We start from the raw sequence: 25,006 nt of genomic DNA on the forward strand, positions 1-25,006 counted from the left end.
GCCCTACCGGATGTGGGTGAGGAAGAACTCCCGGATGTCCCCGGCGAGGAGCTCCGGCACCTCCAGCGCGGCGAAGTGGCCGCCGCGCTCGAACTCCGACCAGTGCCTGATGTCGTACAGCCGCTCGGCCAGCGGCCGTACGGGCTGCGTGATGTCGTGCGCGAACACCGCCACGCCGACCGGCACCGGGCACGGCCCCATCCCCCGCGCGGTCTCGTGGTGCAGCCGCGCCGAGGAGGCCGCGGTGGCGGTCAGCCAGTACAGCGAGACGTCGGTGAGCATCCGGTCGTCGCCGACGGGCGAGCGGGGGTCGGTCCACTGCGCGAAGCGCTCGGCGATCCAGACCAGCTGGCCGACCGGCGAGTCGGTCAGCGCGTAGCCGATGGTCTGGGGGGTGAGGGCCTGCAGGGCCTGGTACGGCGGACGGTTCGCCATCAGCCGCCTGATCTTGTCGAGCCGGGCCTCGTCCGCTTCGGACAGCTCCAGCCCGGCGTCCGGCACCGGCCGGGTCGGCAGGTAGTTGACGTGCACCCCGGCGACCCGCTCGGGCGCCACCGCGCCGAGCGCCAGGGAGATGCCGGCGCCGAAGTCGCCGCCCTGCGCGCCGTAGCGCTCGTACCCGAGACGGCGCATCAGCTCGGCCCAGGCCCGGGCGACTCGGACGACGTCCCAGCCGCGCTCGTGGGTCGGCCCGGAGAAGCCGTATCCGGGGATGGACGGGATCACCAGATGGAAATCGCGCGAGAGCGGCTCGATGACGTCGAGGAACTCCAGGAACGAGCCGGGCCAGCCGTGGGTGAGGATCAACGCCGGCGCGTCCGGCTTCGCGGAGCGGACGTGGACGAAGTGGATGTTCTGGCCCTCGATCTCGGTGGTGAAGTGAGGGAGCTTGTTGAGCTCCGCCTCGTGCTCGCGCCAGTCGTACCCGGTCCGCCAGTGTTCGGCGAGCTCCTTGAGCCGCGCCAGCGGGAAGCCGTAGTCCCACCCGGCGCCGGCGATCTCGTCGGGCCACCGGGTGCGGGCGAGCCGGTCGGCCAGGTCGTCGAGGTCTGCCTGGGGAATGTCGATGCGGAACGGCTCGATCATGGTCTCGGCTCCAGGGATCGTTAGGCTGCTTAACGTTAGGGGAACTAACGTTTGTCGTACGAACGATAACAGGTAATCGTTAGTGTGCCAAACGGTTAGACTCGTCGCATGGAGACGGAGGAGAAGCCCGCCCGATGGGAGGGCCTGCCCAGCTGGCTGCTCGGCCAGGCCGCCGGTCACGCGCAGCGCCTGGTGGGCGAGGGGTTCTCGTCCGTCGGCGCCCGCGGCTACCACTACCGCGTGCTGGCGACGCTGGAGGAGCTCGGCCCGGCAAGTCAGGCCGCGCTGGGCCGCCGGAGCGGCATCCACCTCAGCGACATGGTCGCGACGCTCAACGAGCTCGCCGATCGCGACCTGGTCGAGCGCGCCCCGGATCCCTCCGACCGGCGGCGCAACATCATCACGCTGACCCCGGAGGGCAGGCGGCAGTTGCGGCGGCTGGAGAAGCGGCTGGCCGAATGCCAGGACGAGCTGCTGGCTCCGCTGTCACCCGAGGAGCGGCAGCGGCTGACCGAGCTGCTGTCGACGGTGCTGGATCACCACAACCGGCGAACCGGCGCCCCGGAGGAGCCGCCGCACTGACTCAGGGCCCCTCCCAGGGGACGGCGGCGCCCGGACGGGTCAGCCGGCCTGCCTCACGCGGGCGGCGATGGTCTTCGCGCAGACCAGGGACTCGGTGTGGGTGGTGTCCACTTCCAGGTCGTAGACCACGCCTTCGTGGACGATCGCCGCCTGCGTGAGGGCCATTCCCGGGACCCGGTCTCCCCGGGCCCTCTCGCGCTCGGCGGCGGTCGCGGCGTCGCACCGGACGCCGACCCACAGGACGTCCAGGCCGTCGAGGACACTCCGCCACCGCTGCTGCGTCGCCGCTCCGCCGAGGAAGACGTCGTCGACGATCACCCCCGCCCCGGCATGGGCCATCGTGGCGATCCCCTTCATCCACGCCGTCTGCAGCGCCATGAAGTCGGGCCCGACGCTCACCCCGCCGTCGGGGGCGAACTCGACTCCCGAGTCCGACGACCGCATGGCTCGGGGCATCGCCTCGATCAACGAGTCGACCCCGAAGGTGAGCCACGGCCGCGGCAGGACGTCCTGCAGGTGCCGGGCGATCTCGGACTTGCCCGCGCTGGATCCGCCGTTGAGAACGATCACCTGTGTGGTCACGCCGTACACGATAGAGGCACGCGGCGGTGGCGTTCAGCCCGCCGGAGGGGTGGGCGCCGTACGCGTCAGCGCTTCGAGAAGCTGCCCGGGCGTCTCCACGACGGCGATGACCTCCGGGCCGGTGAACTCCGCCGGGTCGCCGAACCCCCATGTCACGGCGACGGTCCGTACGCCGCACGCGGCGGCTCCGGCGACGTCCTCCACGCGGTCGCCGACCATGACGGCCGCGTCCGGAGGGGCGCCGAGGATGTCGAGCGCGTGGCGGACGACGTCCGCCTTGTGCCGCCGCGACCCGTCGAGCGTCGCCCCGGCGACGTACGCGAAGAAGCCGTCCAGGCCGAAGTGGGCGATGATCTTCGCCGCGAAGACGGCCGGTTTCGACGTCGCCACCGCCAGGGTCCAGCCCTCGGCGACGAGGGCCTCCAGTACGGCGGGGACGCCCGCGATGACCTCGTTCTCGTACATCCCGGTCTCGGCGAAGCGCTCCCGGTATGCCTGGACCGCGTCGTCGAGACGCTCCTCCGGCACGCCGAGCATCGAGAGGCCGTCCTGGAGGGGAGGACCGATCAGGTCGCGGAGCCGTCCGTGGTCCACCTCGGGGAACCCGACGGCCGACAGGGCGTGCCGCAGCGAGGCGACGATGCCGGTCTCGGGGTCGGTCAGCGTCCCGTCGAGATCGAAGAGGCAGAAGCGGGCATCGGTCACGTGAGGCCGTCCGTTCGCGGTGGTCGTGCAGGTGGCGGAGCGGTGGTCGTGCAGGTGGCGGAGCGGTGGTCGTGCAGGTGGTGGTGCGGGTGAGGGCGTGCAGGTGGGTACTATTCCAGCCGGTCGTCCGTCCGCTTCGCGCGGGTGCCGGCCGCCGCGCGCGACCTGGCCCCGTGGCACGGCGATCGTGGAGGTGATCACCGCGACCGGGGGTACACCGGTGAGCGGGAGGTGAGGCCGATGACCACGCCGGAGCGGAGCCGTCCCCACGCGGAGCCCGAGGAGGGCGTGCGGCACGGCCGGCTGTCCGCCCGTCCCGTGGCCGTGCCGCGGGCGGCGTCGCCTCCCGAGCCCGGGACCCACCGCCTCGACGGCCGCGCCCTGCTGCACGTGCCGCCCGGCCTCGGAGCCGGGCCGGCCCCGCTCGCCGTGGTGCTGCATGGCGCGGGCGGCACGGCGGAGCAGGCGCTGGAGTGGCTGGCCCCCGAGGCCGCCCGTTTCGGGGTGCCTCTGCTCGCGCCGCAGGCCGTCTCGGCCACCTGGGACGTGATCGTCGGCGGGTACGGCGCGGACGTGTCGAGGATCGACGCGACTCTGGAGGAGGCGTTCGCCCGCGTGGCCGTCGAGCTTGGCGGCGTGGCCGTCGCCGGGTTCTCCGACGGCGCCTCCTACGCGCTGTCGCTGGGGCTGGCCAACGGCGATCTGTTCCACGCCGTGCTGGCGTTCTCTCCCGGCTTCATGGCGCCGATGATCCGGCACGGGCGGCCCCGCGTCTTCGTCTCGCACGGCACCTCGGATCGGGTGCTGCCGATCGACCGCTGCAGCAGGCGGCTCGTCCCCGAGCTTCGGGACGGCGGATACGACGTGACGTACGAGGAGTTCCGCGGCGGGCACCGGGTCCCGCCCGAGGTCGCCGCGGCCGCCGTCCGATGGTGGCGTAACCCTACCCCCGATGAACCCTTATTCATGTAGGTAATAGGGGTTATTATCGCGGGTATGGGAGCACTGCTCGATCTCGTGCAACTGCGAACGTTCGTGGCCATCGCCGACTGCGGTGGCTTCGGCCGGGCCGCGTCCGCGCTGCGGACCAGTCAGCCGACCGTGAGCCAGCACGTCCGATCGCTGGAACGCGTCGTCGGGCAACCGCTGGTGGAGAAGACCGGCAGGTCCACCCGCTTCACCATGGCGGGCGAGACGCTGCTCGTGGAGGCGCGGCGGCTGCTCGCCGTCCACGACGAGGCCCTCTGCCGGCTGGGAGCCGAGCGGTCGGCGGAGCTGACCGTCGGCGCCGTCGAGCACGCGGGCTACCAGACGCTGCCCGATCTCCTCGGCGCCCTGATGGCGGCGCTTCCCACGCGGGACGTCGTCTTCCGGCTCGACCGCAGCACCCCTCTGGCCGAGGCGACCCAGAAGGGGACGCTGGACATGGCGCTCATCCTCGGCGTCGTGCCCGACGTCGGCGGCAGGCAGGTCGCCACGCTGCCGCTGCGCTGGCTCGCCGCACCGGGCTGGTATCTCCCGCCGCCGGACCGGCCGGTGCCGCTGGTGGCCTTCCAGGAGCCGTGCGCCCTGCGGCGGCAGGCCGTGAGCGTGCTGGAGGGGCTCGGCTGGCCGGTGCGGATCACCACCGAGGCGGTCAACCTGGAGGGCGTGCTGGCCGCGGCCCGCGCCCGGCTCGGCATCGCCCTGCTGCCCACCGCGTTCGGCGTGCCGAAGGGCCTGGAGGAGATCACTCCGCTGCCCGCGCAGGACCCGGTCGGGCTGCGCCTGCTGAGCAGGCGGGGGCTCGATCCGGCGATCGAGTCGAGCGCCTGCGCGGCCCTGCGTGAATTCTTCTCCTCGGTAACGGAATTCCCCGGCGCGCTCGCCGCGCAGGTTGCGATAGGGAATTCGAATTGATTCCGATCGGTATCGCGAATGGGTCCGCGACAATGGCGCAATAAGTTGACCGTCGCGTTTTGTCATGGTGTGATTCCGTCGATGTCCTGAATTCTCCTGGTCCGCGGGACGGAAATTCGCCAATCGATCCGCCGGCTCCGCCGGGCTCCGGCTATTTCGGCGTGCCCGCGTGCCCCGCTCTCGTCTTTTTCCATCGCGACAGAAAAGGCGTCACCGATGTCAGTGAGCGACGACACCGCCACCCAAGTGGACGACCAACCGGCCGGGCGGCGGGGCAGTCTGCGGTCCAGGCGTCCGGCGGTCGTGGCGGCCGCCCTGGTCGCGGCCGCGGCCGTCGTCCTGGTCCTGGTCGTCACGACCGGAGGACGGGACGAGCAGTCCGCCGGGCGGACCGGTGCGGCCGGCCCGGTGGCCGGCGGCACCCTCACCTACGCGCTCGCCGGTACGCAGGTGTCGCTCGACCCGGCGGTGGCGGCCACCGCGGTGACCGGCCTGATCGACCGCAACGTCTTCGACTCCCTGGTCGTGCAGACCGGTCCCGCCGCCTTCGGGCCCTGGCTCGCCACGAAGTGGGCCGTGTCCGGCGACGGACGGACCTACACGTTCACCCTCAGGGACGGCGTCACCTTCCACGACGGCACGCCGTTCACCGCCGAGGCGGTGAAGGCGACGCTCGACCACGTGGTGGACCCGGCGACCAAGTCGGCCTACGCCGCCTCGCTGATCGCGCCGTACGAGAAGTCGCGGGTGGTGGACGACCACGTCGTCGAGGTGACGCTGAAGCGGCCGTTCACCCCGTTCCTGCAGGCCCTGTCGGTGCCGTACCTCGGCATCCAGAGCCCGGCGGCGCTGGCCAGGCCGGTGGCGGACTACCGCCCGGTCGGCACCGGCCCCTTCTCGTACGTCTCCTGGGATAAGGACAAGCGGGTCACGCTGCGCAGGAACGCCGCGTACGCCTCGCCGCCCGCCGGCGCGTCCCACCAGGGGGCGGCCTACCTCGACGGCCTCGTGTTCGAGTCCGTCCCCGAGGACGCCACCCGGTACGGCGCGCTCACCAGCGGGCAGGTCCAGGCGATCGCGGGGGTCCCGCCGGTCGACGCCGGAAAACTGCGGTCGCTCGGCGGATTCGACTTCACCGCGCAGGAGACGCCGGGCCTGAACTACAACCTCTATCTGAACCAGACCCGCGGGCCGCTGAAGGACGTGCGCGTGCGGCGCGCCCTGTCGGCCGCGGTGAACGTCGATGAACTGGTGAAGAACATCTACTTCGGCCAGTTCCCCGTCGCGCGCAACCCGCTGAGCCGCACGACGGCGGCCTACGACGCGACGGCCGAGAGCGAACTGGCCTCCTACGACCTCGCCGCGGCGGAACGGCTGCTCGACGAGGCGGGCTGGAAGAAGGGCTCCGACGGCTACCGCGTCAAGGACGGCAGGACCCTCGCCCTCACCTGGCCCTACTGGGCGGAGGGCAACAAGGAGCAGCGCGACGTGCTCGCCGAGGGCATCCAGGCCCAGGCCAAACTCGCCGGCATCAAGATCGAGCGACCGGCCGTGGACACCGGCGCGTTCGTGAGCAAATACCTCATCGGCGGCGAATACGACCTCGTCGACGTCAGCTTCGCCCGGCCCACGCCCGACGTGCTGCGCTTCGCGTTCGCCTCGGGCAACACGTACGCCAAGGCCGGCGGCAACGTCGCGCTGGTGGACTCGCCGCGGATCGACACGTGGGTGGAGGAGGCGGCGGAGACGTCCGATCCGGCCACCGCCACCAAGGACTACGCCGCCGTCCAGCACGAGGTGCTCCGGCAGGCGTACGTGCTGCCGCTCTACACGCCGGTGCAGCTCACCGCCTTCTCCGCCAAGGCGCGCGGCGTCACCTTCGACGCCCAGACCTATCCGGTCTTCCACGGCGTGTGGCTGGGGGCCTGATCCCGTGCCGCCGCTCGCCCGCCGGCTGACCCGCAGGCTGGCGCTGACCCTGTTCGTGCTGTGGGGCGCCGCCACGTTCGCCTTCGCCGGGATGCGGCTGGTGCCCGGCGACCCCGCCCGCGTCATCGCGGGCGGGGTCCAGGCCAACGCCACACCTCAGGTGCTCGACGCCATCCGCGACGAGTACGGCCTGGGCGAGCCGATCGTCGTGCAGTACGCCCGGTTCCTCGGCCGGCTCCTGCGTGCCGACCTCGGCGGCTCCTACCAGCTCGGCCGGCCGGTGAGCCGGGTGATCGGCGAGCAGATCGGCGCCACCCTGGCACTCGCGGCGGGGGCGGCCGTCCTCGGCTTCGGCCTCGCGGTGACACTCGCCACGCTCACCGCCGGCCGGCCGCGCCTGCGGGCGCTGTCGCGGGCCGTGGAGTTCTGCTCGATCTCGACGCCGAACTTCTGGATCGGCATCCTGCTGCTGGCCGCCTTCTCCTTCCATCTGGGCTGGTTCCCCGTGATCGGCGACGGCGGCCCGGCCGCGCTGGTGCTGCCGTGCGCCGCGCTCGCGCTGCCCATCGCCGGGATGCTGGCCCAGGTCACCAGGGATGGGCTGGAACGCGCCCTCGACCAGCCGTTCGCGCTGACCGCGCGGGCGCGCGGCGCGACCGAGCACCGCATCCGCGTGCGCCACGCGCTGCGCCACGCCGCCCTGCCGGTGCTGACGCTCTCCGGCTGGGTGCTCGGGGAACTGCTCGCCGGGACCGTGGTCGTGGAGACGGTCTTCGCCCGTCAGGGCCTCGGCCACGTCGTGGTGGCGGCGGTGCGCGGCCGGGACTTCCCGGTCGTGACGGGGGTGGTGGTGCTCTCCGCGCTCGTCTTCTCTCTGATCAACATCGCCGTCGACCTGCTCTACGGGCTCGCCGACCCGCGGATCGGGGCGGCGGCGTGAGCGCGGTCCCGGATGCCGTGACCGGCGGGCCGTACGAGCCGGCGCGGGCCGGCCTGCCCAGAGCGAGGCTGCCGAGGGCGGGGCTGCCCCGGCCGGGCGTCGCGCTGGCCGTCGCGTTCTTCGCGCTCGTCTGCCTCGCCGCGGCCTTCCCCGGCCTCCTCGCCCACGCGCCCGACCAGGTGAACCCGGCGCTCGCGCTGCGCGGGCCGACGGCGGGGCACCCGCTCGGCACCGACCAGCTCGGCCGCGACGTGCTCGCCCGGCTGGTCTTCGGCGCGCGGCCGTCGCTCCTCGTCGGCGTGGGCTCCACCCTGCTCGCCGGAGTCGCGGGCGCCGCCTGGGGGCTGCTCGCCGCGCTGGGCGGCCGCGTCGCAGGCGAGGCGGCCATGCGGCTGGCCGACGTGCTGCTGTCGTTCCCGGCCGTCCTGATGGCGCTGCTCGTCGTGGCCGTCCTCGGGCCCGGCACCCGCAACGCCGCCCTGGCCATCACCGTCGCCCTCGCGCCGGGGTTCGCCCGGGTCGTACGCGCGCAGGCGCTCGTCGTGCGCGGCTCGCCGTACGTGCGGGCGGCGGTCGGCCTCGGGCTGGCCCCGGCGCGGATCCTGCTGCGGCACATCGCGCCGAACGTCGTCGCGCCCCTGCTGGTCCTGGCCACGGTCAACGTCGGCACCGCGCTCATCGCCGGGGCGTCGCTGAGCTTCCTCGGGCTCGGCCCGCAGCCCCCGGCACCCGAGTGGGGCGCGATGCTCGCGCAGTCCCGCGACTACCTCGACGTGAGCTGGACCCTCGCCCTGTTCCCGGGAGCGGCCATCACGCTGACCGTGATGGCCGCCACCGTCGCCGGGCGCGCCCTGCAGGCCCGCTACGAAGGACGGGAGGCCCGATGAGCGGCGACCACCCCTCCGCGCCCCTGCTGGAGGTGGCAGGGCTCTCGGTCGCCTTCCCCACCCGGCACGGCGTCGTACGGGCCGTACGGGACGTCGACCTGTCCCTGCGTGCGGGGGAGTGTCTCGCGGTGGTGGGCGAGTCGGGATCGGGCAAGAGCGTCACGGCCCGGGCACTGCTCGGCCTCGCCGGCGCGGGCGCCCGGGTGAGCGCGCGGACGCTGGCCTTCGAGGGGCGCGACCTGCGCACGCTGGGCGGCGGCCAGTGGCGGCGGCTGCGCGGCCGCCGCATCGGCTACGTCCTGCAGGACGCGCTGACCTCGCTCGACCCGCTGCGCCGGGTCGGCCTGGAGGTGGCGGAGGCCCTGGAGGTGCACGGCCTGGCGCGCCGCGACGACCTCGACGACCAGGTGATCCGGCTGCTCACCGAGGCCGGGGTGCCCGACCCGCACGTGAGGTTCCTGCAGTATCCGCACGAGCTGTCCGGCGGGCTGCGGCAGCGGGCGCTGATCGCCTCGGCCATCGCCGCCGGGCCCGCCCTGCTGGTCGCGGACGAGCCCACCACGGCACTCGACGTCACCGTGCAGGCGCAGGTGCTCGGCCTGCTGGAGGAGCGGCGGCGGCGGGGCACGGCGCTGCTGCTCATCAGCCACGACCTCGCGGTCGTCGCCCGCCTCGCCGACCAGGTCGCCGTCATGTTCGCGGGCGAGGTCGTGGAGCGGGGGCCGGCGGCGGCCCTGCTGTCGTCTCCCGCCCACCCCTACACCGCCGACCTGCTCGCCGCCGTGCCCGCCCCGGACGCCCCCGATGCCACGGACGCGCCGGAGGCGCCGCACGGCCCGGACGCCTCGGATGCCTCGGATGCCCGAGGCGGCTCGGGCGGCATGGCGCGTGGGCTGCCGGTCGTCCGGACCGGGCCCGCCGCGGCCACCGGCTGCCCGTACGCCCCGCGCTGCGCGCTCGCCGACGACCGCTGCCGCTCCGAGCCGCCGCCCCCGGTGTCGTACGGGGAGGGCGGGCCGGACGGGGAGGACCGCATGGTCCGTTGCTTCCACCCCGGGCGGGAGCGGTCCGCCGCCGCCTTCGAAACGCCGGTGGCGCCGGTCCGGGTGAAGGACCACGCCGTCGTCTCGGTGCGGGGGATCACCAAGCGCTACCGCTCCCCGGACGGATCACGGCGTACGGCGGTCGGCGACGTGTCGTTCGACCTGCGCGCGGGGGAGGCGCTCGGCCTGGTCGGCGAGTCGGGGTCGGGCAAGAGCACGACGGCGCGGATCGTGCTGGCCGAGATCGTCCCCGACGCGGGGACCGTGCTGCTCGACGGCGAGCCGTGGAGCGGGCTGCGCGAGCGTGACCGGCGCTCGCGGCGCTCCCGGATCCAGCTCGTCGACCAGGACCCGCTGAGCTCGTTCGACCCGCGCTTCACGGTCGAGCGGGTCGTCGGCGAGGCGGTGCCCGGAAGGATGCCGCGCCGCCGCAGGCGCGAGCGGGCCGCCGCGCTGCTCGGCCAGGTCGGGCTCGACCCGGCCCTGCTCGACCGCCTGCCCGCCCGGCTGAGCGGCGGCCAGCGCCAGCGGGTCGCGATCGCCCGCGCGCTCGCCCCGGGCCCCGAGGTGATCGTCTGCGACGAGCCGGTGTCCGCCCTCGACGTCACCGTGCAGGCGCAGATCCTGGCCCTGCTCGCCCGGCTGCGGCGCGAGGCCGGGGTGGCGCTGCTGTTCATCTCGCACGACCTGGGCGTCGTCCGCCAGGTCTGCGACCGCGTGGCGGTGATGAAGGACGGCAGGCTGGTCGAGACCGGCGCCGTCGCCGACGTCTTCCGCGCCCCGCGCGCCGCCTACACCGCAGAACTGCTCGCCGCCGTCCCGCGGATCGACCGGGGACGCACGGCGGGAGAACGCCCATCCGTCACCGTCACCCTGGAGGGCCATCCATGACCTCACCCAGCTCGTCAGCCGCCTCCTCGCCCGGATCCGGCCCGCGCGCCGTCCTCGTGACGGGCGCGGGGTCGGGCATCGGCCGGGCGACCGCCGAGCTGTACGCGGAGCGCGGCGTCGCCGTGCTCGCCGTGGACCACGACGAATACGCGCTCAAGGAGCTCGCCGCGCTCGACGGCGTGCTGACGCTCGCCGGTGACGTGTCGCGGGAGGAGTCCAACCGCGCCGCGGTGGAGCTGGCGGTCCGCGAGTTCGGCCGGCTCGACGCGGTCGTGCTCAACGCCGGCATCGGCGGCACCCGGCCGTGGGAGTCCCCGGGAGCGGTGGAGGCCGCCGAACGGATCTTCGCCGTCAACCTCCGCGGGCCGATCCTGGGCATCAGGACCGCCGTGCCCGCGCTGCGCGCCGCCGGGGGCGGGGCGGTCGTGGTGACCGCGTCCGTGGCCGGGCTGCGCGCCGACCCCGGCAACTGGGCGTACAACGCGTCGAAGGGCGCGCTGATCAACCTCGTCCGCGCCGCGGCCATCGACCACGCGCCCGACGGCATCCGGGTCAACGCCCTCGCCCCCGGGCTGACCTGGACGCGGATCAACGCGGGTGTCCGCCGCGACCCCGTGCTCGCCGCCGAGATCGAGCGCCGCATTCCGCTCCAGCGGTTCGCCGAGCCCCGCGAGCAGGCCGAGGCTGTCTGGTTCCTGACCTCGCCCGCCGCGTCGTACGTCACCGGGACCGCCCTGGTCGTCGACGGCGGTCTCGACGCGAGCCTCGGCGTCCTCCCGCTGCCGCCCGTACGCCCGTGACCCGCACGCCCGTGACCCGCACGCCCGTGACCTGTACGCACCGACAAGAAGCATCGCCAAGAGAAGGAGACCGCCGGTGAGCACTACCGAGACCACCGCCACCGAGATCAACCGTACGGTGGCCAGGCGCTTCTACGAGGAGGTCGTCTCGCAGGGACGGCTCGACGTCCTCGACGAGATCGTCGCCGACGAGGCGACGGACGGCGCGGTGCCCGCCGGGGGCAACCTCGGGCGGGCCGGGTTCGTCCAGCACATCACCTGGCTGCGGTCGGCGGTCGAGGGGGTGACCGCGACCGTGACGGACACCGTCGCCGAAGGTGACCGCGTCGTCGTCTACTGGACCATCGAGGGCGTGCAGCGCGGCGAGGTGTTCGGCGCGCCGCCGAGCGGGCGCCGCTTCAGCGGCCAGAGCATCAGCACGATCCGGTTCCGCGACGGCAGGATCGTTGAGTACGAGGTGCTCCCCGACCGCCTGGGCATCCTGCAGCAGCTAAGCGCCTGAGGCACTCGGGCAGGAGTCCGGGGAGAGGCGCGGGAAAGGCGGGCGGCGAGGGGGTGCGGAGAGGTGGCGCTGTGGGGGTAGAACGCCGGCCGCGTCCCTCCGCCGGCTTGGGCGGCTGGCGAGCCGGCCGTCAGGCGCGGCCGGAGCGGTCGAGGAACCGGCGCAGGCCGTCCCGCACGCCGTCGGTGGGCACGGTGGCGGCGAAGCAGGCCGCCTCGACCGCCAGTCCCTCGTCGATGGGCAGGTTGATCCCCCGGGTGACCGACCGGAGGCAGGCCGCGACGGCCGTCGGCGCGTGCCGGGTGATCCGGCCGGCCAGGTCCCGCGCGGCGCCGAGCAGGTCGGCGGCGGGCACGACGGCGTTGACCAGGCCGATCTCGGCGGCCCTGGCGGCGGGGATCGGGTCGCCGGTCAGGATCATCTCCAGGCCGCGCTTGCGGCCCACGTGGCGCGGCAGCCGCTGGGAGCCGCCGAACGGCGGGGGGAAACCGAGGGTGATCTCCGGCTTGGCGAACGTCGCGTGATCGGCGGCGAGCGCGAGCGGGGCGGCCTCGACGATCTCGCAACCCGCGCCGTAGGCGAGCCCGTTGACCGCGACGATCACGGGTTTGGGGAACTCCTCGATCCGCCGGGTCAGCGCGTGACCACGGCGGACGATCTCACGCAGGGCGCGCTCGGTCCCGCCCGCGACGCTGGCCGCGAGGGAGGGGATGTCCGCGCCCGCGCTGAACGCCCTGCGGCCGGCGCCGGTCAGCACGACCGCGCGGACCGCGTCGTCGGCGTCGAGGCGGTCGAGCGCGGCGAGCAGCGCGTCGACGGCCGGATAGTCGAGCGCGTTGAGCTTGGGCTCCCGGTCGATCGTGATCGTCGCCAGGTGGTCGTTCCGCTCCACGTGGATGGTCATGGCCGGGGCTCCGTTCGCTCCGTACGCGGGGGAGGTGGTCGCACCGAGCCTAGGAACCGTAACCTGGGACGATCCAGAAATCGTCCCAGATACAGGGCTCACCCGGCATGCGACCACCGTCCTACAAGGGGATCGCCGACGAGTTCGCGGCGGCGATCCGCTCCGGCGCGCTCCCGCCGGGAGCCCGGCTCCCGGCGCACCGCGATCTCGCGCGCGAACGGCGGATCGCGCTGGGCACGGCCACCCGGGTCTACGCCGAACTGGCGGCGATGGGGCTGGTCGTGGGTGAGCCGGGGCGCGGCACGTTCGTCCGGCACCGGTCCGGCTACGACGGGCCGGAACCGTCGCGCGCCCTGCCGGTGCCGCGGGTCGCCGACCTGTCGTTCAACCAGCCGCTGGACCCGGACCAGGCAGGCGCGCTGCGTATGGCCCTGCGGACCCTCGCCGCGTCGGGAGACGTCGAGTCACTGCTCCGCCAGCACCCCGCGGGCGGACGCCGCCACGACCGCGCGGTCGTGGCCACCTACCTGCTCGGCCGCGGGATCGACGCCGCGCCGGACGACGTGCTGCTGACGGGCGGGACCCAGCAGGCGCTCGACGCCGTGCTGCGCGCGCTCACCAGGCCCGGCGACGTGCTGGCCGTCGACGCGCTGAGCTATCCCGGCATCAGGCTCCTCGCCGCGGCGCACGGCCTCGACCTCGCGCCCGTGCCCGTGACCCCGGCGGGCCCCGACCTCGCCGCGCTCGACCGGCTGTGCCGCACGCGGCCCGTCCGCGCGATCTACGCCATGCCGACCCTGCACAACCCGCTCGGCTGGGTCCTCGACCGGGAGGCCCGCGCCCGCGTCGTCGAGATCGCCCGCGCCGCCGGCTGCCTGATCGTCGAGGACGGCACGTACGCGTTCCTCGACGCCGCGCCGCCCCCTTCGCTACGGGCGCTCGCCCCCGAACGCACCTGCTACGTCGCCGGCCTGTCGAAGAACGTGGCGGCCGGGCTCCGGTTCGGCTTCGCCGTGGTGCCCGGACATCTCGCCGGGGCCGTCACCAGGAGCCTGCGCTCGGCCGCGTGGAGCGCGCCGGGGATCGTCACCGCGCTCGCCACCGGCTGGATCGCGGACGGCACGGTCGCCCGGTTGGAGGAGGCCCGCCGGCGGGACGCCGCCGCCCGGCAGGAAATCGCCCGGACGGCGCTCGGCGGCATGGACGTCGTCGCCCACCCGGGGTCGTACATCGTCTGGCTCGGCCTGGAGCCGCACCAGCGTCCCGACCACGTGGCGGCCGTGCTCGCGGAGGAGGGGATCCTCGTGTCGACCGCCGACGCGTTCGCCACCGGAGCGTGGCGTCCGCCCGCGATCCGGCTGGCGCTGGCCACGCCGCCCCTGGACGACCTCGGGCCCGCGCTGCGCCGCCTGAGATCCGCGATCGAGGCGATCCCGCCGTGAGGCGCCCGCCCGCGTCCCGGCCCGGGCGGGTCTCCGGCTCCGGGCTCAGGCGCGAATTCTCAGGGAGCTCAGGTGCAGGGGCTCAGGTGCGGGTCCACCGCTGGTTGGCGCCGCCGTTGCACGTCCACAGCTGCACCTTGGTGCCGTTGGCCGTCTGATTGCCGTTCACGTCCAGGCACAGGCCCGACTGGACGCCGACGACCGTGCCGGCGGAGTTGACCGTCCACCTCTGGTTGGCTCCGCCGTTGCAGTCCCAGATGCCCACGGGGGCGCCCGCGGTGGTCCGCTGGTCGAACACGTCGAGGCACTTCGTCCCGCCGAACGTGCGGAGTTCCCCGGAGGAGGTCAGGGACCACTTCTGGCCCGCGCCGCCGTTGCAGTCGTAGATCTGGATGGTGGAGCCGTTGTTCGCGGCGCCGCCGGCGACGTCGAGGCAGCGCCCCGACTGGGCGCCGACCAGCGTGAAGCTCTGCTGTGGCGGAGTCTGCGTGGCCGCCCAGGTGCCCGTGGCCGTGTCGATGGTCCAGGAGTCGTAGAACGCGCTCATCGAGGCGGTGGAGCCGCTGATCGTGAGCGGCAGCCAGACGGGCGTCGAGCTGTTGAGGTCGTTGGGGTTCCACCGGTCGCCGACGTACACGTATGTGGTGCCCGACGACCCCGACACCGGCACGACGGAGGAGGTCTGGGAGTCGAACGTGCGGCTGCCGTTGGGGGCGAACGTGGTGAAGCCGCTCCACGGCCCGGACAGGGAGGTCGCGGTGGCGTACGCGTTGTCGTTGGTGGACCAGCCCGTCAGATGCGAGGCGAACAGGAAGTACCGCCCGTTCACCTTGACCATCGCCGGCGACTCCAGGTCGGCGAGCACCGCCATCGTGCTCACCGCCTGGGTGTAGTCGGCGGACAGCCGGTCGATGCGCAGGCCGTGGGCACGGTCCTCGGTGAGCAGGTACGCCGTGCCGTCGTCGTCCTTGAACAGGCCCAGGTCCCGGCTCTCGAACCCGAGCGGGCGCGAGGAGCCGCGATAGGTGTACGGCCCGCACGGCGTCGGGCTGGTGGCCACCCCGGCCCGCGCGTCGCTGTAGGAGGAGTTGTCGATGTGCACCCACATCACGTACAGGCCGGTCGACGAGTTGTAGATCACCTTCGGCCGTTCCACGATGCGCCCGGCGGCGAGGTCGCCGCTGCTCTGCCGGCTCAGCGCGTTGCCCTGCCGGGTCCAGGTGGCCAGGTCGGTCGAGGAGTAGCAGGCGACCGCCGTGAACGTCGCGCCCGCGCTCTTGTCCTCGCCGACCATGTAGTACGTCGAACCGACCTTGAACAGGCCGGCGCCGCGCGCCTGCAGCCGGTTGCCCGCCGTGTCGTACCACAGGACGCCGGGGCGAAGCGTCGCGGGGGCGGCGAAGACCGGAGCGGGCATGACCAGCCCGGCGATCGTCAGGACGGCCGTGCCGAGCGCCGTGAACCACGCGCGCATGCGTCTCATGGGTGCCTCACCTCGGTGGACGGGACGGGCGGGGCCGCGATCGGCGCCGCCCCACCGGCCGGGCCCGTGAGGAGCCGCGGCGCGGAACCGGGCGAAGCGCCGGCGTCGCGTGGCCGTGGAGGGCGGAGCGTCGATCTTCGGCTTCGGGCGTCCTGGACCATAGGCGCGGTCCGGGGACGGAGGCAACGTCCGGCCCGCCGCACCGGCCCGTCCACCCCCGGTGACCTCGTCCCCGGCCGTCCGCCCCGGCCTGGGCAGCCGAAACTTTCACGCCCGGCGCCCCGGGCGCCGGGATCAGTCGGCCGGTTCCAGTTCGAGGCCGGCGAGTGAGGCGTAGTGCATGAACTTGAAGGGGTTGAGCAGCTGGTTCCGCGCGACCATCGACTGCAGCAGGCTCTGCCGCAGGCCGACGAGCTCGGGAGCGCCAGGGTGGCTGACCAGGCCGAGGTCGACGATGTGCAGGGCCAGCGGGTGCTCACCGCGCCGTGCGAGCTCGAGTCCTGCCGTGGCGAAGGTGGCGGCGCTCCTGCCGCTCAGCAGATCCAGCGCGGCCGACAGTTCGGCGGACGTGAAGCGCTCGACGCCCTCACCGCTCCGGTGCCAGTATCCGGTCTGCTGGCGGTGCACGCGCTGGATGAAGTTGTCGCGGGTGACCAGATAGGGCATGACCGAGACGGGATGGTCCTTGAGGCTTTCCGGCAGGTGGTTGAGCCGGAGGATCTCGGCGAGCGTCAGACCGTCCGAGATTCCGGCCGTGATGACCCGCTCCAGGTCGCGCAGTGCCGCCAGCAGTCCGGGGAACGCCTCGATCGTGTAGTTCTCGGTCAGCGCGGGATGCCCGTGGATGAGCTTGCGCGGTCGCAGGTCCATGACCTCCCGCATGGCTCGGAACAGGCCCTGCGGGGAGCCTTCCGCGAGGGTCGGCGCGCCGAGATAGGGCATGCACATGTCGCCGGTGAAGGCCACTTCCAGGCTCGGGAGGTGAATGACCAGCCCGTCCTCGGTCTCTCCGCCCGGAATCGGGATGAGGGTGAAGTCCACGCCGCCGATCGTCAGCTTCTCCACGTCCTGCACGAGCCGATCGGGCTCGACCTGGGAGCGGCGGTCGTGCCCGCGCGGGAGGTAGTAGCCGAGCGGCGGCGGGCCGGAGTTCTGGAGCGCGAGTTCGTGGGGGAAGTTCGCTTGGGCGATCACCTCGGCGCCGCCGGCCGTGAAGGCGTCGAGTCCGCCGACATGGTCCCAGTGGGCATGTGTGAGGATCACGTGTGTGAGAGGCAGGTCGGTGATCTTGCGGAATTCGCGGAGGGCCGCGGACGCGTGCTCGGGTGTGCTCCCGGCGTCGACGGCGACCACCCCGGTGCCGGTGACGACGAAGCCGATATCGGCGAAGTCGTAGCCCTGCGCCACGTGGACGCCCGGTGCGTGTTCGACCATGCGCCGGGGGACGAATCGGAACCCGTCTTCGGGACTCGCCCAGTGGTCGGTGATCAGGTGGTCGGTGATCGGGTGACCGGCGCGGCCGCGTGCCCGTGCAGCCTCCTCGGTGCGGCCGAGCAGGTCGTACGCGCGTGACAGCGCGGCGTGGACGGGCCGCATGAAGCCCGGCGGGAACTGGTCCTTGACCATGAGGACGAACTCCAGGTCCGCGACCACGGTCTCCGCGCGGCCCGCGCATCCGGGCAGGCCGGCCAGGGAGATTCCGCGGTAGTAGTGGGGCAACCCGAGGTCCAGGGAGGTGGCGGTGTCGAGCTTGGCGATCGCCGCCTCGGCCTGGCCGTCCAGACGGGACTGGAAGGCGCCGGCGAGTGCCAGCAGGAGCCCGTCGCCCGGTGTCCGGGACGACAGGTCCGAGAAGAACTCGTACCCTTCCGTGTCGAGCCCGGCGGCCGTTAACTGGTTCGCCAGCACGATCCTGGTGCGCCGGTCGGCGTTCGGCCACGTGGCCACCTGGGAGAGCGCCGCGATCTCGTCGTTCATGTCACTTCTCCTGTGGTGTTGTCAGCGCGCCGGGTGCGGGCCGGCTGAATCCGGCGCGGCGGTCGCGCCGGGCCGTCGGTGGCGGATGAGGGCGAGGGCGAGGGCGGCGCCGGCCGCCGTGGCGATCATGAACCATCGGACGTCGTCGTGGGCGCCGATCACGGCGGACGCGGTGGGGGTGCCGAAGACGGCGACGAAGGCGGCGACGCCGAGGGCTGAGCCGATCTGACGGAACATGGTCTGCGCGCCGATTCCGGTGGCCAGCGTCTGTGGCGCGAGGGTGGAGGTGGCGGCGATCGTGAACGCGGGCAGGGCGAGGCCCACTCCGCTACCGCCGATGAGCATGGCGGGGAAGAACAGGGACCAGTAGGCGGGCTCCGCTCCGATGAACGCGACCCACATCACCGATCCGGTTCCGAACAACAGGGCGCCCGCACCGCCGACGAGCCCGGGCCCGACGCGCTGCGCGAGCCTGCCGGCGAACGGCGCGCACACCGCGGCCGCGACGGGTCCGGGAGTCAGGGCCAGCCCGGCCCGCAGGATCGAGTAGTGCCAGGTCCCGGTGAGGAAGAGCACGTTGGCGAGCAGCATCGCCGAGAACGCGGCCGAGAACAGGGCCGCCGACAGGCTGGACAGCGCGAACGCCGGTACGCGCACGATGCTCAGCTCCAGGACCGGGGCGCGGTGACGCCGGGAGCGCGCCGCGAACACGACCGCGAGCACCACGGCGGCGGCGAAGCAGCCGATCACCCGTCCGTCCCAGTTCCGCGAGTGCCCCTGGACGAGGCCGAGATTGGCGAGGGAGACGGCGGCGATCAGGACGAGGGTGCCGAGGCCGTCGGGCAGCGGCGGCCGGGCGGGGTCGCGGATCTCGGGCAGCACGCGGTATGCGCCGGCGAGCACGATCGCGGTCAGGGGAACGTTGACGATGAAGATCCAGTGCCAGCTGACCTGGGTGAGGAGCCCGCCCAGCGACGGGCCGGAGGCGGCGCCGACCGCTCCCAGGGCGGACCAGGCGCCGATCGCGGCCGCCCGGCGTTGCGGCGGGATGGAGGGCAGCAGAAGGCCGAGTGAGGCCGGGGTGACCGCGGCGGCTCCGGCTCCCTGCAGGATGCGGGCGGCGATGAGGAACCCGAGGGACGGTGCGGCCGCGCACAGGGCCGAACCAAGGCCGAACGCGATCAGACCGGCCGTGAAGATCCGGCGCCGGCCGACGACGTCGCCGAGTTTGCCGGCGGGCACGAGGAGAGCGGCGAAGACGATCGCGTAGGCGTTCAGGACCCAGGACACGTCGGCCACGGTGGAGTTCGTGAAGTCGGCCTGGATCGCCGGAACGGCGATGTTGACGATGAACACGTCGAGCGTGGAGACGAACACCGCCAGCGCCAGCACGGCGAAGACGGCACGTGGGTGACCGGCGCCCGGAGGCGGGGTGAAGGGGGGCGGGCCTGAGGACGGAACCGCGTCCGCGGTTGCCGCCCGCCTGTCGAGATTAGGCATAGACGTACTTCTAAAGCGCATAGACGAGAAAGTCAAGCGAGCGCGTGATTCGCTCAATCTCGGCTGGTAAGTTGTGGTCGTGCGTTCCTATGGTCAGTACTGCTCCGTGGCCAAAGCTCTCGACGTCGTCGGCGATCGGTGGACGCTGCTGATCGTGCGCGAGCTTCTGGCCCGTGGTCCGTCCCGCTACACCGACCTGCGCTCCGGATTGCCGGGAATCGCCACCAACCTGCTCGCGGACCGTCTGCGTGAGATGGAGAGCGCCGGCCTCGTGAACCGCGAGGACGCCCCGCCTCCGGTCGCCACCACCTTGTTCCGGCTCACCGATCGCGGTGCCGATCTGGCGTCGGTGATCGACGCGCTCGGCCGCTGGGGCGTGCCCCTGATGCGCGACCACCGGCCCGAGGACGCCTTTCGCGGGCAATGGCTCCGCCTGCCCGTGCGGATGTTCCTCACCGACAACGAACCCGACCAGCCCGCGTCCTCGATCCAGATCCGCGCCGGGGACGAGACGGCGGTGATCGACGTCGACGCCGGCCAGGTCTCGCTCCGCCTGGGAGCCGACCCAGCCGCCGACGCGACGATCACCGGCCCGCCACCGCGCATCCTCGCCCTCTTCAGCGGCAGCGTCCCCCTCGATGACGCCGAGAAGCAGGGCCTGCGGGTCGCCGGCTCCCGCGAAGCCGTCCAGCGTGTCCTGCCCCGCGCGGGAAGGGCCGCCGGCGCGGACGGGAGCGCCTCCGCTTGATCTGACCTGTCACGGCGGCCGGAGGACGGCTCACCCCGCGGGCTCCTCGAGGTGGAGTGTGCCGATCCAGGTGCGGATGGCCTCCGCGGTCGTGCCCGCGTGCTCCTCCAGCGTGGTGAAGTGGTCGCCGGGGATGTCGGCCGTCTCGTGTGACACCGGCCAGTACGCCTGCCAGCGCGCGGGGTCGGCCGGGTCGACGGTGGTGCCGCGCAGCGGCTCCACGGCCCGGAGCAGCAGGATCGGCGTGTCCAGGGGCTTCGGCCCCCAGCCGATGAACAACCGGTTGTAGGCGCCCATCGTCGTCAGCCTGGTGTCGTGCAGCGTCATGTCGAAGCGGTCGATGCGGTCGAGCATGCCGCCGATCATGGCGCCCTGCCACCACTCCATGCCCTCCTGGGCGGAGGCGTCGATCGGGTAGCTGTCGATCAGCGCCAGCCCGGCCGGCCGCAGGCCCTGCTCCTCCAGCGCGAGGGTCACGGCGTGCGCCACGGCGCCGCCCATGGAGCGGCCGACGACGACGAACGGCTCGTCGTCGGCCACGCAGCGGCGCAGGCCCTCGACGTTCATCTGGATCAGCGTCTCCAGTGAGTCGGGCAGCAGGTCGTCCTCCCCGTCGGTGAACCCCGGCGACGGCACGACGTACACGTTCCGGTCGTCGCGGAACGCCTGCCCGAACCGGGAGTACTCGTGCGGTCCGGAGATCGCGCTGAGCGCGGGGAAGCAGACCACCGAGACCCGGCCGGGCCCGGTCGCGAGCCTGACCGGGGGCAGCGCGTACCGCTCCCGGTCCGGCGCGGCGAAGTGCTCGCGTACGTGCGACGCCGCGACCAGCAGCCCCGCCGCCTCGTCGTGCTTGCCCGTCTCGTGCATGCGGCGGTGCAGCGCGGCGAGCCCTCCCGCGGGAGCCGTTCCCGTACGGCGGGAGGTGCCGGAGGGGCTCTCGCCCGAGCCGGGCAGTTCACGGTCGAGGTACGCCGCGATGCCCTGGGGGGTGGGGTGGTCGAAGGTGAGGGTGGCGGGGAGTCGGAGGGTGGTTGTGGTGGTGAGGCGGTTGCGGAGTTCGACGGCGGTGAGGGAGTCGAGGCCGAGTTCGATGAGGGGGCGGTCGGGGGGGATGGTGTGGGGGTGGGGGTGGCTGAGGACGGTGGCGACTTCGGTGCGGACCAGGTCGAGCAGGGCCGCGCTCCGCTGCTCGGGGGTCAGCCCGGTGAACCCGGCGGCGGGCGTGGAGCCCGCTGACGACGCGGCGCGCGCGGCTCGGCGGGTCTGCCGGACGACTCCCCGCAGGAGGGGTGGCGGCGCCTCCGCGGTGGATGCGAGACCGGTCGGCACGACCAGGGGCAGGCCTGTGTCTCCGAACGCGACGGCGTCGAAGAGGGCGAGGGCCTGGTCCGCGGTCAGCGGCCGGAGCCCGGTCCGCCTGATCCGCGCCTGGTCCACCGAGGTGAGATCGGCGGTGAGGGTGCTGGTGTGGGCCCACAGTCCCCAGGCGAGGCTGGTGGCGGGGAGGCCTTGGGTGTGGCGGTGGTGGGCGAGGGCGTCGTGGAAGGTGTTGGCGGCGGCGTAGTTGGCTTGGGCGGCTCCGCCGAGTAGGCCGCTGATGGAGGAGAACAGGATGAAGGCGGCGAGGTTGTGGTGGCGGGTGTGGTGGTGCAGGTAGGTGGAGCCGTCGATTTTGGGGGCGAGGACGGGGTGCAGGTGGTGGTTGGGGGTGAGGGCGTGGAGGGGGGTGTCGTGGGTGATGCCGGCGGCGTGGATGACGGCGGTGAGCGGGTGGTCCGCGGGGATGGACGCGATGAGGGCTTCGACGGCGTGGGGGTCGGTGATGTCGGCGGCGGTGACGGTGATGTGGGCGCCTGCGGTGGTGAGGTCGCGGATGAGGGTGTCGGCGCCGGGGGTGTGGTGGCCGCGCCGGCCGGTGAGGTGGAGGTGGCCGATGCCGTGGGTGGTGGCGAGGTGGCGGGCGAGCAGGGCGCCGATGCCGGTGAGGCCGCCGGTGATCAGGACGGTCCCGTCGGGGTCCCACCCGCGCGGCTGAACCTCTTCAGCTTTGTGTTGCGTGTCGTGTGCGATCAGGCGGGGGGTGAGCAGGGTGGCGTCGCGGAGGGCGGTGTGGGGTTCGTCGTGGTGGCGGGCGGTGGCGGCGGCTTGGGGGAGAAGGCCGGCGGTGTCGTGATCCGGGCCGTGGTGGTGGTCGATGAGGTGGATGCGGCCGGGGTGTTCGGTCTGGGCGGAGCGGATCAGGCCCCAGAGGGGTGCGGTGACAAGGTCGATGGATTCCTGGCTGCTCGTGGCGACGGCGTTGTGGGTGAGGACGAGCAGCCGGGTGCCGCTGAGGCGGTCGTCGGCCAGGAAGGTCTGCAGGGCGGCCAGGGTGGTTTCGGCCACCGCGTGCGCCGCCGCCGCCAGGTTCTCGCCCGTCCTGCTGTTGCTGCCGGTGGCGTGGGTGGCCTGCTCCGGCTCTGCGGAGTCGGTGCTGTTGCTTCTGGTTGAGCCGCTGGCGGCGTTGTCGTCCCAGATGGCCTGTTCCCGGTGGATCGGGAGGACGATCACGTCGGGGGCGGGTTCGGCGGCGTCGATGGCGTCGGTGAGGGCGGTCAGGTCGTCGTAGTAGGAGGTGGTGACGGTCTTGCGGAGGGTGTCGTGGAGGTCGCGGTCGCCGAGGACGGCCCAGGCTTCGCGTGGTGATGGCTGGAGTTCGAGGGGTGACCACTCGACCCGGAAGAGGCCGTTGTCGGGGGCGGCTGGGGAGGTGTTGAGTTGTTCGCTGGAGACGAGGCGGGCGGTGAGGGTGTCGATCGTGGCGACCGGTGCGCCGGTGGGGTCGGCGGCCTGCAGTGAGAGCGATCCGGCGTCGCCGAGTGTGACGCGTACCCGCAGGTCGGTGGCACCGGTGGCGTGCAGCCGCACCCCGCTCCAGGCGAACGGCAGCCGGTTGTGTCCCTCGGGGACCTCCGCCAGGCCGGCCCAGGCCGGCAGGTGCACGGCCGCGTCGAACAGCGCCGGGTGCACGCCGTATCCCGTGACGTCGCCGTCCGCCGCCTCCTGCGGGAGCGTCACCTCGGCGAAGAGTTCGCCGCCGCGCCGCCAGGCGGCGCGTAGCCCCCGGAACGCCGGGCCGTACGGCAGGCCCCCCAGGGTCAGGGCGTCGTAGACGCTCTCCACCTCGATCGGGACGGCGTCCGCCGGAGGCCAGGCGGTGAGGTCGAAGCCGGGTTCGGTGTCGTCTCTGACCAGTACGGCGGTTGCGTGGCGGGTCCACTCACCGTGCTCTCCCTCGTCGCGCGAGTACACGTCGAGCGTCGCGTTCCCGTCGGTGTCCGTGCCGTTCACGATCACCTGCACCCGGACCTTGCGGCCCGATCGCAGGGCGAGTGGGGCGTGGAGGACGAGTTCGTCGATGGTGGTGTGGCCGGTGTGGTCGGCGGCGTGGAGGGCGAGATCGAGGTACGCCGTCCCCGGGAGGATGGGGGTGTCGAAGACGGTGTGGTCGGCGAGCCAGGGGTGGGTGGCCAGGGAGAGAGTGCCGCTGTACACGGTGGTGTTGTCGTGGGCGAGGGTGAGGGCGGCGCCGAGCAGGGGGTGGGCGGTGGTGGTGAGGCCGAGGTTCGCGGGGTCGGTCTGGCGGGGTGGTGGGGTGAGCCAGAGGTGTTCGTGCTGGAAGGCGTAGGTGGGCAGGTCGACGGTGGTGGCGGGGCTGTTGATTGCGGTCCAGTCGACGGGGGTGCCGTGGGTGTGGGCGTGGGCGGCCGCGGTGAGGGCGGTGTGGGGTTCGGGCCGGTCCCGGCGGAGTGCGGGGACGGCGATGATGCCCTCTTCGCTGTCGAGGGTGTCGCGGATGAGGCCGGTGAGGATGCCGTCGGGGCCGATTTCGAGGTAGGTGGTGGTGCCCTGGTCGTGCAGGGTCCGGGTGGCGTCGGCGAAGCGGACGGGGTTGCGTAGGTGCGCTGCCCAGTAGGCGGGTCCGTCGGGCGCGGTGACGGTGCCGGTGAGGTCGGAGACGAAGGCGATGGCGGGGGGCGTGTGGGGGAGGCCGTCGATCGCCTTCTGGAAGTCGTCGAGGATCGGGTCCATGTGGGGGGAGTGGAAGGCGTGGCTGACGGTCAGGGCCCGGACCTTGGTGCCTTGCGCGCGGAAGTGTTCGGTGATTGCGGTGACGGCGTCGTGGTCGCCGCTGATGACGGTGGAGGTGGGGGTGTTGGTCGCGGCGATGGTGACCCTGCCCGCGTAAGCATCGAGGTGGGGGGCGACCTGTGCTTCGGTGGCGTTGATGGCGGTCATGGCGCCGCCGGGTGGGGCGGTGTGCATGAGGCGGGCTCGTGCGGCGACCAGGGCGGCGGCGTCGGGCAGGGTGAGGATGCCGGCGGCGTGGGCGGCGGCGATGGCGCCGATGGAGTGCCCGGCCACCGCGTGGGGGGTGATGCCCCAGCCGCCGAACAGGTGGGTGAGGGCGGTCTGCAGGGCGAACAGCGCGGGCTGGGTATAGAGGGTCTGGTCGAGCAGCGCCGGGTCGGCGTCGCCGAGCAGGACCTCGCGCAGCGGCACCGGTGTGTGCCCGGCAAGATGCTCATCCAGTGCGTCGATGGCCTCGTCGAACGCGGCGGCGAAGGCGGGGTGGGCGGCGTGCAGATCGCGTCCCATGCCGGGGCGCTGGCTGCCTTGCCCGGTGAACACGAAGGCGACCTTTGCGGGCCGGGCGATCCCGGTCACGATCCCGCCGGCGGATGTGCCGTCGGCGAGGGCGCGGGTGCGCTGCAGCAGTTCGTTTCGGTCGGTGCCGGTGATGACGGCGCGGTGGTCGAATCGGGCGCGGGTGGTGGCCAGGGAGTGCGCGACGTCGGCCGCGCCCAGGCCGGGGTGACGGTCCAGGTGATCGGCCAGCCGGGCGGCCTGGGCACGCAGCGCCTCGGGCGATCGCGCCGAGACCACCCACCCCACGGCCGGCGACGGACGGGCCTGGGGTGACTCGAGCTCGGCCTGGTCGGGTGCTTGTTCGATGATGACGTGGGCGTTGGTGCCGCTGACGCCGAAGGCGGAGACGGCGGCGCGGCGGGGGCGTGCGTGGTCGGGCCAGGGTTGGGGGTGGGTGAGGAGTTGGAGGTTGCC

General features: G+C 73.2%; 19 protein-coding genes. 11 read left to right on the top strand and 8 right to left on the bottom strand.

The window, feature by feature from the left end; all coding sequences use genetic code 11:
- Positions 1–3: 3 nt before the first annotated feature.
- Positions 4–1,086: an epoxide hydrolase family protein gene (locus F5972_RS19695; protein ID WP_150934994.1), complete on the bottom strand. Its 1,083-nt coding sequence runs from the start codon at positions 1,084–1,086 to the stop codon at positions 4–6.
- A 108-nt stretch (positions 1,087–1,194) separates the two neighbouring features.
- Here F5972_RS19695 and F5972_RS19700 point away from each other — a divergent pair, with 108 nt between their 5' ends.
- Positions 1,195–1,668, top strand: a complete 474-nt coding sequence (locus tag F5972_RS19700) for a MarR family winged helix-turn-helix transcriptional regulator (RefSeq protein ID WP_150934995.1) — start codon at positions 1,195–1,197, stop codon at positions 1,666–1,668.
- Between the two features lie 39 nt (positions 1,669–1,707).
- On the opposite strand, the gene cpt is transcribed toward F5972_RS19700, so the two are convergent.
- Together cpt and F5972_RS19710 are read right to left on the bottom strand one after the other, a co-directional pair.
- Positions 1,708–2,250, bottom strand: coding sequence for a chloramphenicol phosphotransferase CPT (gene cpt / locus F5972_RS19705; protein WP_225311655.1), 543 nt, complete (start codon positions 2,248–2,250; stop codon positions 1,708–1,710).
- A gap of 33 nt (positions 2,251–2,283) precedes the next feature.
- Positions 2,284–2,955 (bottom strand): HAD hydrolase-like protein, encoded by a 672-nt coding sequence (locus F5972_RS19710; RefSeq protein ID WP_150934996.1) that lies wholly within the window; start codon positions 2,953–2,955, stop codon positions 2,284–2,286.
- Between the two features lie 240 nt (positions 2,956–3,195).
- On the opposite strand from F5972_RS19710, the gene F5972_RS19715 reads away from it, so the two are divergent.
- From F5972_RS19715 to F5972_RS19750, 8 genes are all read left to right on the top strand, one after another.
- Positions 3,196–3,927 carry an alpha/beta hydrolase gene (locus F5972_RS19715; RefSeq protein ID WP_150934997.1) on the top strand — a complete coding sequence of 244 codons (732 nt, stop codon included), beginning with the start codon at positions 3,196–3,198 and terminating at the stop codon, positions 3,925–3,927.
- Positions 3,928–3,951: 24 nt separating this feature from the next.
- On the top strand, positions 3,952–4,854 hold the full coding sequence (locus F5972_RS19720) for a LysR family transcriptional regulator (protein ID WP_150934998.1): 903 nt from the start codon (positions 3,952–3,954) through the stop codon (positions 4,852–4,854).
- Between the two features lie 216 nt (positions 4,855–5,070).
- The gene (locus F5972_RS19725) at positions 5,071–6,783 is read left to right on the top strand and encodes an ABC transporter substrate-binding protein (protein ID WP_150934999.1); all 1,713 of its coding nucleotides are present in this window, start codon (positions 5,071–5,073) and stop codon (positions 6,781–6,783) included.
- Between the two features lie 4 nt (positions 6,784–6,787).
- Complete coding sequence (locus F5972_RS19730; protein ID WP_225311656.1) at positions 6,788–7,723, top strand: ABC transporter permease; 936 nt, start codon at positions 6,788–6,790, stop codon at positions 7,721–7,723.
- Entirely contained in the window at positions 7,720–8,610 is an 891-nt protein-coding gene (locus tag F5972_RS19735) for an ABC transporter permease (RefSeq protein ID WP_225311657.1), read from the top strand. Before F5972_RS19730 ends, F5972_RS19735 begins: the two co-directional genes overlap by 4 nt.
- Positions 8,607–10,544 carry a dipeptide ABC transporter ATP-binding protein gene (locus tag F5972_RS19740; protein ID WP_150935000.1) on the top strand — a complete coding sequence of 646 codons (1,938 nt, stop codon included), beginning with the start codon at positions 8,607–8,609 and terminating at the stop codon, positions 10,542–10,544. Before F5972_RS19735 ends, F5972_RS19740 begins: the two co-directional genes overlap by 4 nt.
- Positions 10,541–11,344, top strand: a complete 804-nt coding sequence (locus F5972_RS19745) for an SDR family NAD(P)-dependent oxidoreductase (RefSeq protein WP_150935001.1) — start codon at positions 10,541–10,543, stop codon at positions 11,342–11,344. Before F5972_RS19740 ends, F5972_RS19745 begins: the two co-directional genes overlap by 4 nt.
- Before the next feature lie 76 nt (positions 11,345–11,420).
- Positions 11,421–11,846 (top strand): ester cyclase, encoded by a 426-nt coding sequence (locus tag F5972_RS19750; RefSeq protein WP_150935002.1) that lies wholly within the window; start codon positions 11,421–11,423, stop codon positions 11,844–11,846.
- A 130-nt stretch (positions 11,847–11,976) separates the two neighbouring features.
- Here F5972_RS19750 and F5972_RS19755 read toward each other — a convergent pair whose 3' ends face one another.
- Positions 11,977–12,750 (bottom strand): enoyl-CoA hydratase-related protein, encoded by a 774-nt coding sequence (locus F5972_RS19755; protein ID WP_150935003.1) that lies wholly within the window; start codon positions 12,748–12,750, stop codon positions 11,977–11,979.
- A gap of 107 nt (positions 12,751–12,857) precedes the next feature.
- Here F5972_RS19755 and F5972_RS19760 point away from each other — a divergent pair, with 107 nt between their 5' ends.
- Positions 12,858–14,192 (top strand): aminotransferase-like domain-containing protein, encoded by a 1,335-nt coding sequence (locus tag F5972_RS19760; RefSeq protein ID WP_150935004.1) that lies wholly within the window; start codon positions 12,858–12,860, stop codon positions 14,190–14,192.
- A gap of 82 nt (positions 14,193–14,274) precedes the next feature.
- On the opposite strand, the gene F5972_RS19765 is transcribed toward F5972_RS19760, so the two are convergent.
- The 3 genes from F5972_RS19765 to F5972_RS19775 all read right to left on the bottom strand — a co-directional run bounded on the left by F5972_RS19765 (position 14,275) and on the right by F5972_RS19775 (position 19,152).
- Positions 14,275–15,675 carry a lectin gene (locus tag F5972_RS19765; RefSeq protein WP_150935005.1) on the bottom strand — a complete coding sequence of 467 codons (1,401 nt, stop codon included), beginning with the start codon at positions 15,673–15,675 and terminating at the stop codon, positions 14,275–14,277.
- 294 nt (positions 15,676–15,969) lie between these two features.
- Positions 15,970–17,652, bottom strand: coding sequence for an MBL fold metallo-hydrolase (locus tag F5972_RS19770; protein ID WP_150935006.1), 1,683 nt, complete (start codon positions 17,650–17,652; stop codon positions 15,970–15,972).
- Positions 17,653–17,673: 21 nt separating this feature from the next.
- Positions 17,674–19,152, bottom strand: coding sequence for an MFS transporter (locus F5972_RS19775; protein WP_191910218.1), 1,479 nt, complete (start codon positions 19,150–19,152; stop codon positions 17,674–17,676).
- 79 nt (positions 19,153–19,231) lie between these two features.
- Between F5972_RS19775 and F5972_RS19780 the strand changes: the two genes are divergently transcribed.
- Positions 19,232–19,900, top strand: a complete 669-nt coding sequence (locus F5972_RS19780) for a winged helix-turn-helix transcriptional regulator (RefSeq protein ID WP_150935008.1) — start codon at positions 19,232–19,234, stop codon at positions 19,898–19,900.
- Between the two features lie 30 nt (positions 19,901–19,930).
- Here F5972_RS19780 and F5972_RS19785 read toward each other — a convergent pair.
- Positions 19,931–25,006: type I polyketide synthase (locus F5972_RS19785; RefSeq protein ID WP_150935009.1), on the bottom strand; the 5,076-nt coding region annotated here is incomplete at its 5' end.

Origin of the sequence: Microbispora cellulosiformans (assembly GCF_008728085.1) — a bacterium.
GTDB lineage: Bacteria > Actinomycetota > Actinomycetes > Streptosporangiales > Streptosporangiaceae > Microbispora > Microbispora amethystogenes.

Coding starts and splice junctions, on each gene's coding strand:
- F5972_RS19745 (WP_150935001.1), top strand. CDS start 10,541: ATGACCTCACCCAGCTCGTCAGCCGCCTCCTCGCCCGGATCCGGCCCG.
- F5972_RS19760 (WP_150935004.1), top strand. CDS start 12,858: ATGCGACCACCGTCCTACAAGGGGATCGCCGACGAGTTCGCGGCGGCG.
- F5972_RS19765 (WP_150935005.1), bottom strand. CDS start 15,675: ATGAGACGCATGCGCGCGTGGTTCACGGCGCTCGGCACGGCCGTCCTG.
- F5972_RS19775 (WP_191910218.1), bottom strand. CDS start 19,152: ATGCCTAATCTCGACAGGCGGGCGGCAACCGCGGACGCGGTTCCGTCC.
- F5972_RS19715 (WP_150934997.1), top strand. CDS start 3,196: ATGACCACGCCGGAGCGGAGCCGTCCCCACGCGGAGCCCGAGGAGGGC.
- F5972_RS19720 (WP_150934998.1), top strand. CDS start 3,952: ATGGGAGCACTGCTCGATCTCGTGCAACTGCGAACGTTCGTGGCCATC.
- F5972_RS19700 (WP_150934995.1), top strand. CDS start 1,195: ATGGAGACGGAGGAGAAGCCCGCCCGATGGGAGGGCCTGCCCAGCTGG.
- F5972_RS19695 (WP_150934994.1), bottom strand. CDS start 1,086: ATGATCGAGCCGTTCCGCATCGACATTCCCCAGGCAGACCTCGACGAC.
- F5972_RS19770 (WP_150935006.1), bottom strand. CDS start 17,652: ATGAACGACGAGATCGCGGCGCTCTCCCAGGTGGCCACGTGGCCGAAC.
- F5972_RS19725 (WP_150934999.1), top strand. CDS start 5,071: ATGTCAGTGAGCGACGACACCGCCACCCAAGTGGACGACCAACCGGCC.
- F5972_RS19740 (WP_150935000.1), top strand. CDS start 8,607: ATGAGCGGCGACCACCCCTCCGCGCCCCTGCTGGAGGTGGCAGGGCTC.
- F5972_RS19755 (WP_150935003.1), bottom strand. CDS start 12,750: ATGACCATCCACGTGGAGCGGAACGACCACCTGGCGACGATCACGATC.